At 56.1% G+C, this 14,174-nt stretch carries 13 protein-coding genes and 2 pseudogenes; 6 read left to right on the top strand and 9 right to left on the bottom strand.

Annotated features, from left to right (window positions below; translation table 11 throughout):
* Window positions 1-6: 6 nt before the first annotated feature.
* The 4 genes from AU509_RS05215 to AU509_RS05205 are packed head-to-tail and all read right to left on the bottom strand — an operon-like array spanning window position 7 to window position 3,281.
* Entirely contained in the window at window positions 7-225 is a 219-nt protein-coding gene (locus tag AU509_RS05215) for a tautomerase family protein (RefSeq protein ID WP_254901529.1), read from the bottom strand.
* 30 nt (window positions 226-255) lie between these two features.
* Window positions 256-954 carry an FAD/NAD(P)-binding protein gene (locus tag AU509_RS18540; RefSeq protein WP_254901524.1) on the bottom strand — a complete coding sequence of 233 codons (699 nt, stop codon included), beginning with the start codon at window positions 952-954 and terminating at the stop codon, window positions 256-258.
* Window positions 942-2,087, bottom strand: coding sequence for an FAD/NAD(P)-binding protein (locus tag AU509_RS18535; protein ID WP_254901523.1), 1,146 nt, complete (start codon window positions 2,085-2,087; stop codon window positions 942-944). The genes AU509_RS18540 and AU509_RS18535 overlap by 13 nt, the downstream gene beginning before the upstream one ends.
* Window positions 2,088-2,090: 3 nt before the next feature.
* A complete protein-coding gene (locus AU509_RS05205) occupies window positions 2,091-3,281 on the bottom strand; it encodes an MFS transporter (protein ID WP_094117807.1) in 1,191 nt (396 codons plus the stop codon).
* 115 nt (window positions 3,282-3,396) lie between these two features.
* Between AU509_RS05205 and AU509_RS05200 the strand changes: the two genes are divergently transcribed.
* The gene (locus AU509_RS05200) at window positions 3,397-4,281 is read left to right on the top strand and encodes a LysR family transcriptional regulator (protein ID WP_085652256.1); all 885 of its coding nucleotides are present in this window, start codon (window positions 3,397-3,399) and stop codon (window positions 4,279-4,281) included.
* A gap of 98 nt (window positions 4,282-4,379) precedes the next feature.
* Entirely contained in the window at window positions 4,380-4,964 is a 585-nt protein-coding gene (gene nudK, locus AU509_RS05195; protein WP_085652255.1) for a GDP-mannose pyrophosphatase NudK, read from the top strand.
* 51 nt (window positions 4,965-5,015) lie between these two features.
* Here the strand turns inward: nudK and tal are convergent, their stop codons facing one another.
* The 3 genes and pseudogenes from tal to hemF form a co-directional block, all read right to left on the bottom strand.
* The gene (tal, locus tag AU509_RS05190) at window positions 5,016-5,966 is read right to left on the bottom strand and encodes a transaldolase (RefSeq protein ID WP_085652254.1); all 951 of its coding nucleotides are present in this window, start codon (window positions 5,964-5,966) and stop codon (window positions 5,016-5,018) included.
* Between the two features lie 172 nt (window positions 5,967-6,138).
* A complete protein-coding gene (locus tag AU509_RS05185) occupies window positions 6,139-6,591 on the bottom strand; it encodes a YaiI/YqxD family protein (protein ID WP_085652253.1) in 453 nt (150 codons plus the stop codon).
* A pseudogene (hemF, locus tag AU509_RS05180) lies at window positions 6,591-7,447 on the bottom strand (oxygen-dependent coproporphyrinogen oxidase). Before hemF ends, AU509_RS05185 begins: the two are co-directional and overlap by 1 nt.
* A 247-nt stretch (window positions 7,448-7,694) precedes the next feature.
* On the opposite strand from hemF, the gene AU509_RS05175 reads away from it, so the two are divergent.
* The 4 genes from AU509_RS05175 to cysM all read left to right on the top strand — a co-directional run bounded on the left by AU509_RS05175 (window position 7,695) and on the right by cysM (window position 10,894).
* Window positions 7,695-8,120 carry a GNAT family acetyltransferase gene (locus AU509_RS05175; protein ID WP_085652251.1) on the top strand — a complete coding sequence of 142 codons (426 nt, stop codon included), beginning with the start codon at window positions 7,695-7,697 and terminating at the stop codon, window positions 8,118-8,120.
* Between the two features lie 125 nt (window positions 8,121-8,245).
* Window positions 8,246-8,836 (top strand): RpoE-regulated lipoprotein, encoded by a 591-nt coding sequence (locus tag AU509_RS05170; RefSeq protein WP_099045390.1) that lies wholly within the window; start codon window positions 8,246-8,248, stop codon window positions 8,834-8,836.
* 225 nt (window positions 8,837-9,061) lie between these two features.
* Window positions 9,062-9,961 carry a Dyp-type peroxidase gene (locus AU509_RS05165; RefSeq protein WP_085652250.1) on the top strand — a complete coding sequence of 300 codons (900 nt, stop codon included), beginning with the start codon at window positions 9,062-9,064 and terminating at the stop codon, window positions 9,959-9,961.
* A gap of 45 nt (window positions 9,962-10,006) precedes the next feature.
* A complete protein-coding gene (cysM, locus tag AU509_RS05160; RefSeq protein ID WP_085652249.1) occupies window positions 10,007-10,894 on the top strand; it encodes a cysteine synthase CysM in 888 nt (295 codons plus the stop codon).
* A gap of 23 nt (window positions 10,895-10,917) precedes the next feature.
* On the opposite strand, the pseudogene AU509_RS05155 reads toward cysM, so the two are convergent.
* Window positions 10,918-12,890 (bottom strand): annotated as a pseudogene (locus AU509_RS05155) (MacB family efflux pump subunit).
* Window positions 12,891-12,893: 3 nt separating this feature from the next.
* On the bottom strand, window positions 12,894-14,099 hold the full coding sequence (locus tag AU509_RS05150) for an efflux RND transporter periplasmic adaptor subunit (protein ID WP_085652246.1): 1,206 nt from the start codon (window positions 14,097-14,099) through the stop codon (window positions 12,894-12,896).
* Window positions 14,100-14,174: the final 75 nt, after the last annotated feature.

The raw sequence follows: 14,174 nt of genomic DNA, 5'->3' as shown, positions 1-14,174 counted from the left end.
AGGGGGTTATTTCCCTTTTCTTAGCTCGGTGACGGGGACGCCGCCGATTCCCCAGTTATCCGTGTCGACTTCCTCAATGACCACGATGGTGGTACTTGGATTCTTGTTTAAAACGTCCACCAATAACTTGGTCGCGCCTTCAATTAGCTGCTTTTTCTGCTCAGCAGTCGCGCCTTCACGTGTAATTTTGATATTGACGTATGGCATGGATTTCCTCCGGTGCAGGCCTGAAAATCATTTCAGGTCATCAAGTGACTAGAAGACATTCGAATGATTGATAGCGTAAAGCTGCTCCAACTGCTGATACATGTCGATGACGCAACGCCCGGCATCTTGCAGCGCTCGTGAGTTAACCTGCGGGCGCGGCAGCACATAGGTATAGAAATTCGGGCCTTCAGCCAGAATCCCCAGCGCCCAAAGTGAGGTCTGCGTTTCTCCCTGCCTGGATATCGGATGTTGGTTGCGATCGATATCAATCCCACCGGGATGATAGCCCTGGTTGATGAAGGGGCGGATGACACCGTGTGCGATGAGATTGCGGATAAATAGCGAATCGTCATGCAGCACCGAGAAACTGTCGATCTTGGCTTTGATTAGCACATCATATTCCGTCCGGCTGTTCGCCTCGGCAAACGTGCTGTTCATCTCGAAACAGCCTGAGCGGGCGTTGAGTAGCAATGTTGACGCGGGGCCCCCAGCAAGCTTGACGACACCGGCCCCCATCAGCGCCAGCAATTCCCGATTACGTGCAAGCGGCGGGCCGACCGCGATGCGGTTAAAAATAGGGGAATAGTGTTCTAGCAGGCGCTGATGGGACTCGCCGGTCAAGCCGCCAAAATCGATCGCACCGCGCAGGATATCGCGGACGTCTCGAATCACATCGGTGGCCGCCTTAACCGCGCCCTCGACATTGCCTTGCTCTGCGGCGTGGAGATCGTCGGTCAGATGCGCCATAAAGAATGCGGTGTAGTCCTCCAGCGAAGTGAATGACTGCCCTGATGTGGATAAAACAGCGTAAGGATACGCTGACGATCTTCGGGATCTTCCTGATAGGTCGCCGCATTCGGCCAGTGCTGTTCGAGTGTGCTGCGATAGACGTAGCACATCTCTTTCACCAGCAGAGGCAGAACCTGTTTTTCAAAATCCGGCTTTGACGATCCCGTAGCCGAGCGATTCTGTTGCCGGAGAATATCTAAGGCGGCAAGCGTAATGAAGGCGGGGTGGTACTGTCCTCCGACGCCCTTCTGGTTACGGCCGCGGCTACTGAAAGGCAGTGCCTGACGGGAAAACAGGGCGATCGCCGGTTCACGTCCGCTGGGCGTGTAGCGCAACCGGCCTTCCTCTTCGGTAAAAACGCCCCCTCGGCCATAGGTCAATTGCGACAGCACATCGTAAGCGGTCAGCCCCATACCTTGTATCAGCACACGCGACTGCGACGAGATGTCATCCAGCATCGAGGTTGGATAAGGCGTGCTGAAATACTCCAGATGGGGATTGTTCGTTTGATTGGCGGCCACAAATTGCAGCAGCACGTGGTCATCAATGGACAGCATGTTGCGACCGTGTCCGGTGGTTATAAAGACAAAATCGGCCGAAATCATTGTTCCGCCTTGCAGCGAAATATGAGCTTTCCCGTCGTCCTGTAGAGCCAGATTGGTGGCGCGGTGAGGTCGATGGCGGATCACCAGATCGTGTGGCAGATCGCGGGTGATTTCATGGTATCCCCAGACAAGATATTCGCCCAGCAGGCGACGGGGGAGATAATCGTTTTCCTGAATTTCAGTGCCATTCTTGTTTCGGTAGCCGTGCGCTTTGGCCCACTCGAAAAAATTAAGCCCGCGGCGAACAGGGCCGGTATTTTTGACCGACTCGTCACCGAACAACGTGATTTGACTGGCCACGGTATTCACCAGCATGTGGTCGGGTTGTTGACGACTGTGAGCGCCCGCGCCAATTTCATTGGGATCAACGAGCAGGATTTCCATTCCTTCTGGATGGGGTGAGTGGTGGTACAGCGTAATTACACGTTCAAGAATACTTAATCCTCTTGGGCCCATGCCCAATATTGCGATGGTAGTTCGAGCCATAACTCATCTCCTTTGAATAATCGAACATTGACGATTTCCTGTAGTGAAATAACTCATTCCTGATGCAATAAATAACGCGATAGCGCCGCAGACAATGGAGGAGACGACCGCGTGAGGACCGGCTGTCAACATGCTGGTCAGTAAAGGCCCGGCGATTTGTCCGATGCCGTAGGTCAGGGTGACCAGCCCGAGCAGATTGATGTGGCGTGGAACACGAATGCGTTTGGCTAAAGGCATCACCAGCGTGGTCGTGCCCATAAATGTCGCGCCGAAACCGATGCTGCTGACGACTAACATGACGGGCGAGTCGCTTAGCAAGGTCATCAAAACGCAAATGCCCTGCATGAAAAGGTTCGCCGTCAAACATTGCAACGTCCCCCATCGGCTCGCGGCCCATAGCCAGATGAAACACCCGGGAACGATGCCCAGACCGACCAGCGACCACAGGTGACTGGCCAGCAGCGGGAACGCCAGTGTCTTGGCCATTAGGGGCAGATAGGTGGCGATGATGATGTAGCCGAAGCCGGCGAGCCCATAGAGCAGCGCCAATTGCCACCAGAGAATACTTTCCTGCTTGACTGGCATGGGTGCGACGCCAACAGATTCGGCGGAATGCCGGGGCGTCAGCCGCCACATGGCGAGCAGCAGCAGAGCGGACAGCAGGCCAGCCCCCCACCATAGCGTCTCGGCATCCAGCGCGAAGCGTTGACCAGCGACGACATACTCATTCCCCATAATAATCCCTACGCCAACGCCGGCATAAAGCGCAGCGATAGCTCCAAAATGATGAGTGAGGCGCATAATGGTTAATGAGCCGAAAATCATCATGCCTGCGCTGGCGATTCCGGCAGTGAAGCGTATCAATAACGTCAGCAAAAAGTCCGTGGTCAGGGCCATTACAAAAGTCAGCGCCGCGGTGGCGATAGCGGCGCCAAACAGCGTCGCGCGGGTGTATGCGGGAGGAATGACACGGCTGAAGGCAAACAGCAGGCTGCCGACCAGATACCCTGCATAATTGGCGCTGGCAAGATACGAGAGCTGATTGAAGGTAAACAGATTCTCGCTGAGCATGACGGGCAACATGGGGGTGAAAAGAAAACGTCCGAGTCCCATTCCCAAAGCCAATATCGCCGTCCCGAACAGCGCGGTTCGAACGGATGATAAAAAAGGCTGGGTAGGTGGAATATGACTCATTGTTCATTTTCTTCTGAAGATAAATGGAATGATGTTGAAGCTATCCTGACGGTTATTATGATAAATAAAAGTGAATATTATTTAGCTAAATGTTCACTAAAAGAGAGCGTGTGCGATGAATAGTCACTCATTACGCCTTTTCAAAGCCGTGGCCGAATGCGGCTCGGTCAAAGAGGCGTCAAAGCAGTTGCACTGTGTTTCGTCAAACGTTACTACCCGGCTCAAGCGGTTAGAGGCCAGCCTCAATGTCTGTCTGTTCAGGCGCGAAAAAAATCGCCTCTACATCACGCCGGAAGGAGAATATTTATTGGGATACGCCAACAAAATCCTGGCGTTAATGGACGAGGCGGAGAGAAATTTGCAAGCTCAAAACCCCTCCGGCCCGCTACGCCTCGGTTCCATGGAAACCACGGCGGCTGTCCGTTTACCGTCCTTGCTGTCCTCGTTTAGTCTAGATACACCGCTGGTGGAGCTGAGTTTGGAAACACACCCGACGCGTCAGCTGGTTGATAAGGTGCTGAATGGCAAACTGGATATTGCGTTTGTCGCGGACCATGAGCATCTCCCGCGAGATTTGCTGGAAAGTCTTCCTGTGTGGCGAGAAACGTTGGTGCTGGTGACGTTCAAAGATCACCCCGATGTGGTGACGGCGAACGACCTGCGGATCAAAAGGCCGCTGGCATTGGGGGTGGGCTGTCATTATCGCTACCGCTTTATGCAGTGGCTCAGGCAACAGGGCATCAAAGGGCCGGGACCGCAGGAGTTCGGATCTTTTCAGACTATTCTTGGCTGTGTAGCGTCGGGCATGGGGATCTCGCTCCTGCCGGAAAGCGTGGTCAGCCAGTACGAGCAGAGTTTCGATATCCGTCGTCATGCTATTGACCCCGACATTGGTGAAGTCGATACGCTGATGATTTGGCTAAAAAGTCGTGAGGCGGGGAGGGGATCCACTGCCTTCAGACAGTTTGTGATAAAGAACCGTTCGGCGCATGATAAATGATTCTGCGTCTGGGTCGTTGGGTCAACATGTTCTAATGGCCGGGATCATGAGAGATTGTCTTGCTGTAGAGTGGCATAATTTAAGACTGAGGGCCTTTCATGACGTCATCGATCACCATCATCAAACAGAAATTGCTGTCCGACCATTGGTTCGTATTGAACAAGTATGTTTATGACCTGAAAAGAAAAAATGGCGAAACCGTTCGGCAGGTTCGCGAGGTGTATGACCGGGGTAATGGGGCAACGATCCTGTTGTACAACCAAGAAAAGGGCAGTGTGGTCCTGACGCGTCAGTTTCGTTTGCCGACATACCTGAACGGCAATGAGAGCGGCATGCTGCTGGAAGCCTGTGCCGGGATGCTGGACGATCACTCACCTGAAGCCTGCGTGCGGCACGAAGCGATCGAAGAGACGGGCTATGTCGTCAGAGATGTTGAAAAACTGTTTGAAGCCTATATGTCGCCGGGCGGAGTGACTGAAATCATCCACTTCTTCGCCGCGCAGTACGACGCGTCGCTGCGTGATAACAGCGGGGGCGGGATTGATGATGAAGATATCGAAGTGGTCGAACTGCCCTTTACCGAGGCCGTCGCCATGATGAAGGACGGGCGAATCAAAGATGGCAAGACCATCATGCTCTTGCAGTACGCTCAGATCCAAGGCTGGTTCAGCGAGTCGTCATGATGGGACGTTAATGCGGGGCACTGAATTCACCCCGCAGAATATCGTTTCTTGTTACAGCTGTGCGGCAAGCAGGTCTTCGAGCTTCTGCTGATCCGCAGCGAACAGCCGGATCCCTTCCGCTAGTTTCTCGACCGCCATGGCATCTTGATTGTGGAGCCAGCGGAATTCGGCTTCGGAGAGCGGCGAAGCCTGATAGAGGCCTTCCGTCGCCGGGCTGAGTTTGCGTTCCACCGGCGCGTCGCTGTTTTTCAACTGCTCCAACAAGTGCGGAGATAGGGTCAGCCGGTCGCACCCCGCCAGCGCCAGAACCTGTTCAATTTTGCGGAAGCTGGCGCCCATGATAACCGTCTCGTAGCGGTGCTGCTTGTAGTAGTCGTAGATGCGTTTGACGGACTGTACGCCCGGATCTTGTTCTGCCGAATAGTCTGCGTTCGGCTCCCGCGCCTGATACCAGTCGTAGATTCGGCCGACGAACGGCGAGATCAGATAGACGCCCGCTTCCGCGCAGGCCCGCGCTTGCGCAAACGAGAACAGCAGCGTCAGATTGCAGTTAATCCCTTCCTTCTCCAGCGCTTCAGCGGCCTGAATCCCTTCCCAGGTCGCCGCCAGCTTAATCAGAATACGTGAACGGGGAATATCCTTCTGTTCATACAGTCCGATCAACTTGCGGGCCTTGGTGACGCACATGCCCCGGTCGAATGACAGGCGCGCGTCCACTTCAGTGGAGATCCGCCCCGGAATGCTTTTCAGCACCTCGGCGCCAATATTGACGGCCAGTTGGTCGCTGGCGTTAATCAGCTGTGTTTCGCGCGATCCGCCCTGTTGGCGGGCGTAGTCCAGCGCATCGGTAAACAGCGACTGATAAGAGGGCAGGCTGGCGGCTTTCAGGATCAGCGAAGGATTGGTGGTGGCATCCTGCGGCGCGAAATGCCGGATTGAGTCGATATCGCCGCTGTCAGCTACCACGACGGTGAACTGCTTAAGGGCATCGAGTTGGTTCATGCATGACTCCTGGGATAAGAAACGGATCGACGAAAACTCAGGGTGGTGATGACATACCCTGCATCAGTACCGGACAGAATGACATGCGCTTTTTCTGATTACTGTGATGGAGGAAGATAATAGGGTAATAGAATGACCCGACCGCGTGGATGCGATCGGGACGACGCAGAAGTTAGCGGGACTGTCGTTGCAGCCACTGATCCAGCTGATTGGCGAACTGCTGGCGGTCGCGCTGGCTCAGCGCGTTGGGTCCGCCGGTCTGGATGCCGCTGGAACGCAAGGTATCCATAAAGTCGCGCAGGGTCAGCCGTTCACGGATGGTGTCTGGCGTGTATCGCTCTCCGCGTGGGTTCAGCGCCTCGCCCTGTTTTTCCAGCACTTCGGACGCCAGTGGGATATCGCTGGTGATCACCAAATCGCCGGGCGTCACACGGCGGACGATTTCGTTGTCCGCAACGTCGAATCCTGCCGCGACGCGTAGCGTGCGCAGATAGGGGGACGCCGGCACTTTCAGCGGTTGATTCGCGACGAAGGTGACGGTGGTCGCCGTGCGCTCTGCCGCACGATACAGGACTTCCTTGATAACGACGGGGCATGCGTCGGCATCGACCCAGATAACAGCCATCAGCGGTTCTCCTTGCTATCTTTTGGGGCCAGCCAGTCGCGCGGCGGCAGAAAGTCTCGATATAGCGCGGCTTCCGGGCTGTCAGACTCCGGAGCGTACTGATATTCCCAGCGCACCAGTGGCGGCATCGACATCAGAATGGACTCGGTGCGTCCCCCGCTTTGCAGGCCGAACAGCGTACCGCGGTCCCAGACCAGATTGAACTCCACGTAGCGGCCGCGGCGATAGAGTTGGAACTCGCGCTCCCGTTCGCCCCAAGGCAGATCTTTGCGACGTTGGACGATCGGCAGGTAGGCCTCGGCAAAACCTTGGCCGACCGCTGCATAAACGCGAAGCTGGTGGCGAAATCCGGCGTATTCAGGTCGTCGAAAAACAGGCCGCCTATCCCTCGCGCCTCGTTGCGATGCTTCAGGAAGAAGTACTCGTCGCACCATGCTTTGTAGCGAGGGTAAACCGCTTCGCCAAACGGCTGACAGAGGTCGTGCGCCGTTTGGTGCCAATGCACGGCATCCTCTTCGAAGCCATAATAGGGCGTCAGATCGAAGCCGCCGCCAAACCACCATACCGGCGCTTCACCCTCTTTTTCGGCAATAAAAAAGCGCACGTTGGCGTGGCTGGTCGGGACATACGGATTAAGCGGATGAATGACCAGCGAGACACCCATGGCCTGAAAGCTGCGTCCGGCCAGCTCCGGGCGATGTACGCTGGCGGAAGGCGGCAGAGACGCGCCCGAAACGTGGGAAAAGTTAACGCCAGCTTGCTCGAAGACCTGACCCTGACGCAATACACGGCTCCGTCCTCCGCCGCCGGTCGCATATTCCCAGGCGTCCTCCCTGAAGGTTTCCGCACCGTCCATCTGTTCCAGCTGTTGGCAGAGGGTATCCTGCAACGAGAGCAGAAAACGTTTAATCGCGTCAATATCGGGAGAACTCATCGTGATCCTTTTGGCATCAGTGGCAAAGCCGTCAGTATAACGAGATTTCCGCGCTGATAAATGCCGTCGTGGCGCACAAGCCGCGAGGGCAATTTACGGTTGCGTCTGACGTGAATCACGCGATAATCAGAACTTACCTCATTTACTTACCAATAATGGGTCGTTAGCGATGGACATCCGCATATTCAAGCAAGATGACTTTGAAGAAGTGATCACTCTTTGGGACCGCTGTGATCTCCTTCGTCCGTGGAATGATCCGGAAATGGATATCGAACGTAAGATGAATCACGACCCCGATCTGTTCCTGGTGGCGGAAGTCGGCGGAGAAATTGTCGGCTCAGTGATGGGCGGCTATGACGGTCATCGCGGTTCAGCCTACTACTTAGGCGTGCATCCGGACTTTCGCGGGCGCGGCATCGCCAATGCCTTGGTGAGCCGACTGGAAAAGAAGCTGATTGCGCGCGGTTGCCCGAAAATCAATCTGATGGTGCGCGAAGATAATGACGCGGTCATCGGCATGTACGAGAAACTCGATTATCAAACCGCAGACTGCATCACGCTCGGTAAACGCCTGATAGAAGATCAGGAGTATTAAGCGCGGGATGATATGCCAGCGCGGCATGTTATCCCCCAACGATTTTTACGGCACTTTCTGCGCGCAGAAGACTCCAATAGCCATCTGCATGCAGGCAGGTGCCGTTTTTTGTTAAGGAGTTGGTTGTGATCACTGTTCGCCCGCTATATTTGGCTCTTCCGCTGCTGCTGACCGGCTGCGGCACGCTTTCCCATTTATCCTGGTCCAGCCTGTCGCCAATGAACTGGTTCGGGTCTTCTTTAACGGTCTCTGATACGGGCGTCGGCGGTATTACCGCGGGGACGCCGATGTCTGAAGCGGCGCTCGATCGAGCATTGGACGGAAATTACCGGCTGCGCGGCGGTATGGCGACGCATAACGGTAAGCTGGTGGCGTTCTATGAAGCGCTGAAAGACGATCAGGTCAAAGTGACGATCAACGGTGAGCCGAAGAGTCACGTCAGTCAGGTGGATGTGATGGACGCATCGGCCGCCAGCGCCTGGGGCGTCAAGATCGGCGATGAATTCAGTTCGCTCTACAGCAAGGCGTTCGAGGCTTGCCAACTGGGTCAGGGCGACAGCGCGCGCGACGTAGAATGTGTCGCGCCGCAGAGCCAGCACGTGAGCTATCTGTTTACCGGTCGCTGGAGTGGTCCGGATGGACTGATGCCGCCGGACGATATTCTGCAAAGCTGGAAGGTCAGCAAAATCATCTGGCACGCTCAGCCGCGTCGCTGATTCACGCCTCAGCATGGGCGGCTCCGCCCATGCTTTTCCGCTTTTTCCGTGGGGTTTCCCACACACTCACTCTCCTCGTTATCTCCCCGCAGCCGTGTGGTCTCGTAAACATTTTGCGTTGAAGCAAAGCAAAATCAGTATTGCATCCGGTATCATAAGCGCGCTGGGTATCTTCAGGGCAATAATGACGATACAACATACTGAATAATAAGAGGAATGAGAGTGATGACACCAATTCAAAGCGGTATTTTGCTGGAGCATTGCCGTTTTGCCATTTATATGGAAGCCAGAGTTCAGGGAGAATTTGATGCCATCCGGCAGGGATGCAAGAAATTTTGTCAGTCTCTGAATGAGTTACAGCAGCAGTTTCCTGATGCCGGTCTGGGGGCGACGCTCGCCTTTGGTCACGATGTGTGGCGTGAGTTGGATAGCGAGAACAGCGCCGCTGAACTTAAGCCGTTTACGCCGCTGGGGAAAGGACTCGCGCCAGCCACGCAGAGAGACATGTTGATCCATATTCAGTCACTGCGTCATGACGTGAACTTCAGCCTGGCTCAGGCGGCGCTGGTCGCGTTCGGCAGCGCCATTCACGTCGAAGAGGAAACTCACGGTTTCCGCTGGGTGGAAGACCGGGACCTGAGCGGCTTCGTCGACGGTACCGAAAATCCGCAGGGCGAAGATCGCCATAGCGTCGCCATCATTCCCGATGGGCAGCCGGGCGCGGGCGGCAGCTACGTCTTCGTACAGCGCTGGGAGCATAACCTGCGGCAGCTGCAGCGGATGAGTACGGAAAAACAGGAACAGATGATCGGTCGTACTAAGCAGGAGAACGAAGAGCTGCCGTCCGATCAGCGTCCGGAAACGTCTCACCTCAGCCGTGTCGATCTTAAAGAGGACGGCAAAGGGCTGAAAATTCTGCGCCAGAGCCTGCCTTACGGCACCGCGAGCGGTAAAAAAGGACTCTATTTCATGGCCTACTGCTCTCGCCTGCACAATATCGAACAGCAACTGCTGAGCATGTTCGGCGATAGAGACGGCAAGCGAGACGAGATGTTGCGCTTTACCCGTGCCGTAACCGGGAGCTACTATTTCGCTCCGTCGCTGACGTGGTTGCAGGCATTGTAACGGCTGACGCGAGGCGATCCCGATAACGAAAGGTAGGCAGAGGACGTGAAGACAGACGCGCTTGAACACTGCATCGGCAATACGCCGCTGGTAAAATTACAGCGATTGGCTCGCCACACGGAGAGCGAAATCTGGGTCAAGCTGGAAGGGCAGAACCCGGCGGGGTCGATCAAGGATCGCGCGGCTTACAGCATGATCAGTCAGGCTGAGCGGCGAGGGACAATTACCCCCGGCGACACGTTGATTGAAGCGACCAGCGGTAATACCGGCATCGCGTTGGCGATGGTGGCGGCGTTGAAGGGATACCGCTTGCGGTTGCTGATGCCGGAAAACATGAGTCTGGAGCGTCAGGCCGCCATGCGCGCTTACGGCGCCGAACTGTTGCTGGTGAGCCAGCAAGAGGGAATGGAAGGCGCACGCGACAGGGCGCGCCGGATGGCGGAGGCGGGTGAAGGCTATGTGCTCGACCAGTTCAATAATCCGGACAATGCGCAAGCCCATTTCGCTAGCACCGGTCCTGAAATCTGGCGTCAAACTGAAGGTCGTCTGACCCACTTCGTTTCTTGTATGGGCACCACGGGGACGATCACCGGCGTCAGCCGATATCTGAAAAGTCAGCGTGACGCGATTTGCACCGTCGGCCTGCAACCGCAGGCAGGCAGTCAGATCCCGGGGATCCGTCGTTGGTCGCCTGACTATATGCCGGGAATTTATGCGCCTGAACTGGTTGACCGCGTTCTGGACGTTTCTCAGCAAGAGGCCGAGGCCACGACCCGCCTGCTGGCGCAACAGGAAGGTCTTTTGTGCGGCGTGAGTTCCGGCGGCGCGGTGGCTGGCGCTTTGAAGATCGCCGCTGCCGAGCCGGGAAGTCATATCGTCGCGATTGTGTGCGATCGCGGCGACCGCTATCTCTCGACCGGCGTCTTCGACTAACCGCCGCCTCTTTTCTCTCTCGGCTATTCCCTTTCCAGCGCGTAAATAGGCTGCATGTTGGCGGCGCGTCGGGCGGGGAAAAAGCCGAAAATCACGCCGATCAGGCTGGAACAGACGAACGCGGCGACGATAGACGCGGGCGAATACACGAGGGAAAAGCTGCTGACCAGCAGGCCGAATAGTCCGCCGCAAAGCAGCGAAACCACGACGCCCAACAGCCCGCCGCACAGGCACACCAGCACCGCTTCGATCAGGAATTGCTGCATAATATCGCTGGTGCGCGCGCCTACCGCCATGCGCACGCCAATCTCCCGGGTGCGCTCGGTCACCGACACCAACATGATATTCATCACGCCAATACCGCCGACAATCAGTGAAATCACCGCAATCAGCGATACCAGCAGCGTCAGCGTGGCGCCGGTTTTCTGAATAGCCTGCCGAATACTGTCGGTGTTCATTACGAAGAAGTCTTTATTGCCATGGTGGCGCGTCAGCTCCTGGGTAATGCCTTGCTCGGCGACGCTGAGATCGACATTGTCTTTGACGCGGACGGTGATGCTTCGCAGATAGGACTGTCCCACCAGTCGCCACATGGCGGTGGTGTAAGGAACCCAGACATTCAGGCTTTCATCGCTCCCGAACCCGTTTTGCTGACGTGTGGCCACGCCAATAATTCGGCACGGCAGCGTGCCGAGCAGAATGACCTGCCCCAGGGGATCTTCGCCATGCGAAAACAGCTTATCCCGCGTGTTCTGATCGATCACCACTTCTTGTGCCAGCGTGTCGATACTGTGGGAGGGAAATGATACGCCCTCCGACAGGGTGTAGCCGCGAACGGTAAAAAACTGTTCGCCGACGCCGTTCACGGTGGTGGTCAGCGAAACATTGCGGTAACGCAGCGTCACGCTGGAGGAAAGCAAGGGGGTAATGCTGTGGACGTAGGGCTGTGCCGACAGCGGTTTAATGTCGCTGGCCCTCAGCGTTTGGATCGCACCGGACCGCATATCGCCAAAGTCTTTGCCGGGAAAAATCTCCAGCGTGCTGGTGCCCATCTCATTGATGCTGTCCAAAACCTGCTGCTGGGAGCCTTTCCCCAGGGCGACGACCGATACGACGGAGGCGATGCCGATGATGATGCCCAACATCGTCAGGAAGGTACGCATTCGTTGGGCGCTCATCGCGCGCAGCGCCATTTTGAACGCATCGGTAAAGCGTCCGTACCACTGGGAGAACGAAGGGCTGGCTGGCGAGGGGGTGTAGGCGGCGACTGTTGCCTGTTCAGGAATGGGGACGGCGGAAGCGTTTGAGGGAGAGCATTGACGGTCGCCGATGATTTCACCGTCATGAATTTCAATAATGCGTTCTGCCTGCTGCGCCACCTGCATATCGTGTGTGACGATGATAATCGTCTGCCCCTGACGGTGCAGCTCTTTCAGAATCGTCAGTACTTCGTTGCCGCTGGTGCTATCCAGCGCGCCGGTCGGCTCGTCGGCCAGAATGACGTTCCCGCCGTTCATCAGGCGCGGGCGATACTGACGCGTTGCTGCTGACCGCCGGAAAGCTGGTTAGGCGAGTAGTTCAGACGCTCTTCCAGCCCCAGACGCGTCAGCAGCGCGAGCGAGCGTTGCTGGCGTTCATTACGCGCTTTACCAGCATAGACGGCTGGGATCTCCACGTTGTCCTGTACCGTCAGGTCGCTCAGCAGATGATAACGCTGGAAAATGAAGCCGAAGTGTTCTCGCCGCAGCGCGGCCAGACTGTCGTTATCCAACGTCAGCGTGGAGGTTCCTGCCACCAGATAGTCGCCCTGACTGGGCTTGTCCAGACAGCCAAGAATGTTCATCAGGGTAGACTTTCCCGACCCGGAGGCCCCGACGATAGCGACCATTTCACCTGATTGGATCGTGAGATTGATGTCTTTCAGGACGTCGACCGTCTTTTCGCCGTTAGCAAAACGGCGAAAAACGTGGCTGAGCTGTAATAAAGGCGTTGTCATGGTTTAGAACCCCATCGGCGGCCTGCCCGACCGACCGCCGGTCGTGCCGGCTTGTTGGCTGACGATGACCTTTTCGCCGGCGATGACGCCGGAAGTGAGCTGGACGAAGACATTATCGCTGATGCCGGTGGTAACCGGCCGGGCATGGATATCCCCTTTGTCGTCCACGACCTGCACCTGCGTTTTTCCTGCCTCGTTATGCAGCGCCGTCATCGGCACAACCAGCGCGTTCTTGACGGTATCCAGCAGGATGTAAACCTGTGCCGTCATGGAGATGCGCAGGGTTTCTTCGGGGTTGTCGACATCGAACAGGCCATTGTAGTAGACCGCCGTGCTGGAAGACGACGAGCTGCTACTACTGCTGCTGGAACTGCTGCTGCTTGAGGTTGAGGTATCGGAACTCAGCGATTCCGGCGCCGGTTCGATAGCGCGCAGCGTGGCCTGATAGCGCTTATCCGGATCGCCGAGGATCGTGAACCACACCGACATGCCTGGTTTGACCTTAATTACGTCCGCTTCGGAGATCTGCGCTTGGATGGTCATGGTCTTCAGGTTGGCGACTTTGGCGATGGTCGGCGTACTTTGCGCGGCGTTGACCGTCTGCCCAGCTTCGACCGGGATGGCGACGACGGTGCCGTCCATCGGCGACGTGATTTTGGTGTAGGCCAAGTTGACCTGCGCGGTATTGACGGCGATCTGCGCCTGAATGATTTGGGCGTCCAATGCGGTGATTTCGGCCTGAGTGGCATCAAGCGTCGCACGGGCGCTGTCATAGTCTGCCTGCGCGCCGACGCCTTTTCGCATCAGCATTTCCTGGCGCTGCCAGCTCAGCTGATTATTTCTTAGCGCCGCCAGTTTAGCGGTCCGCTGGGCCTGCACGTTTTTCAGCGCCGCCTGACTGTCCTTGAACTCGTTCTGCTGGGTCAGGTCGTCGATTTCGGCCAGTAGCTGTCCTTTTTGGACTTTATCGCCTAATGAAATCGGCAATGCTTTGATTTGTCCTGATGCCTGAGCACCGACGCTAACCAGCTTTTGCGCTTCAATTGTGCCGTCGGCCAACACGGTTTTTTCCAGATCCCGAATGGCGACAGGGGTAGTGATATAGTTAACTTTGCTTTCTGGACGTAGCAAAAACAGTGAGAGCAGGGCAAGAAGGATAGCGAGCAGTATAATTAAAATTAAGCGGGCGGGTCGTAAACGGAATTTCATCAAAACTTCAGTGTCCTTAGTAAGGCCGAAGACATAAAGCATAGTAAAGTCACCAATTTACTCTATTTATCGAAA

Source organism: Lonsdalea britannica (genome assembly GCF_002111595.1).
GTDB lineage: Bacteria > Pseudomonadota > Gammaproteobacteria > Enterobacterales > Enterobacteriaceae > Lonsdalea > Lonsdalea britannica.
Note: the sequence above shows the minus strand (reverse complement) of the source record. Positions and strands in the feature narration are given on the sequence as shown.

Coding starts and splice junctions, on each gene's coding strand:
- AU509_RS18540 (WP_254901524.1), bottom strand. CDS start 954: ATGGCGCATCTGACCGACGATCTCCACGCCGCAGAGCAAGGCAATGTC.
- AU509_RS18535 (WP_254901523.1), bottom strand. CDS start 2,087: ATGGCTCGAACTACCATCGCAATATTGGGCATGGGCCCAAGAGGATTA.
- AU509_RS05205 (WP_094117807.1), bottom strand. CDS start 3,281: ATGAGTCATATTCCACCTACCCAGCCTTTTTTATCATCCGTTCGAACC.
- AU509_RS05200 (WP_085652256.1), top strand. CDS start 3,397: ATGAATAGTCACTCATTACGCCTTTTCAAAGCCGTGGCCGAATGCGGC.
- nudK (WP_085652255.1), top strand. CDS start 4,380: ATGACGTCATCGATCACCATCATCAAACAGAAATTGCTGTCCGACCAT.
- tal (WP_085652254.1), bottom strand. CDS start 5,966: ATGAACCAACTCGATGCCCTTAAGCAGTTCACCGTCGTGGTAGCTGAC.
- AU509_RS05185 (WP_085652253.1), bottom strand. CDS start 6,591: ATGGCTGTTATCTGGGTCGATGCCGACGCATGCCCCGTCGTTATCAAG.
- AU509_RS05175 (WP_085652251.1), top strand. CDS start 7,695: ATGGACATCCGCATATTCAAGCAAGATGACTTTGAAGAAGTGATCACT.
- AU509_RS05165 (WP_085652250.1), top strand. CDS start 9,062: ATGACACCAATTCAAAGCGGTATTTTGCTGGAGCATTGCCGTTTTGCC.
- AU509_RS05150 (WP_085652246.1), bottom strand. CDS start 14,099: ATGAAATTCCGTTTACGACCCGCCCGCTTAATTTTAATTATACTGCTC.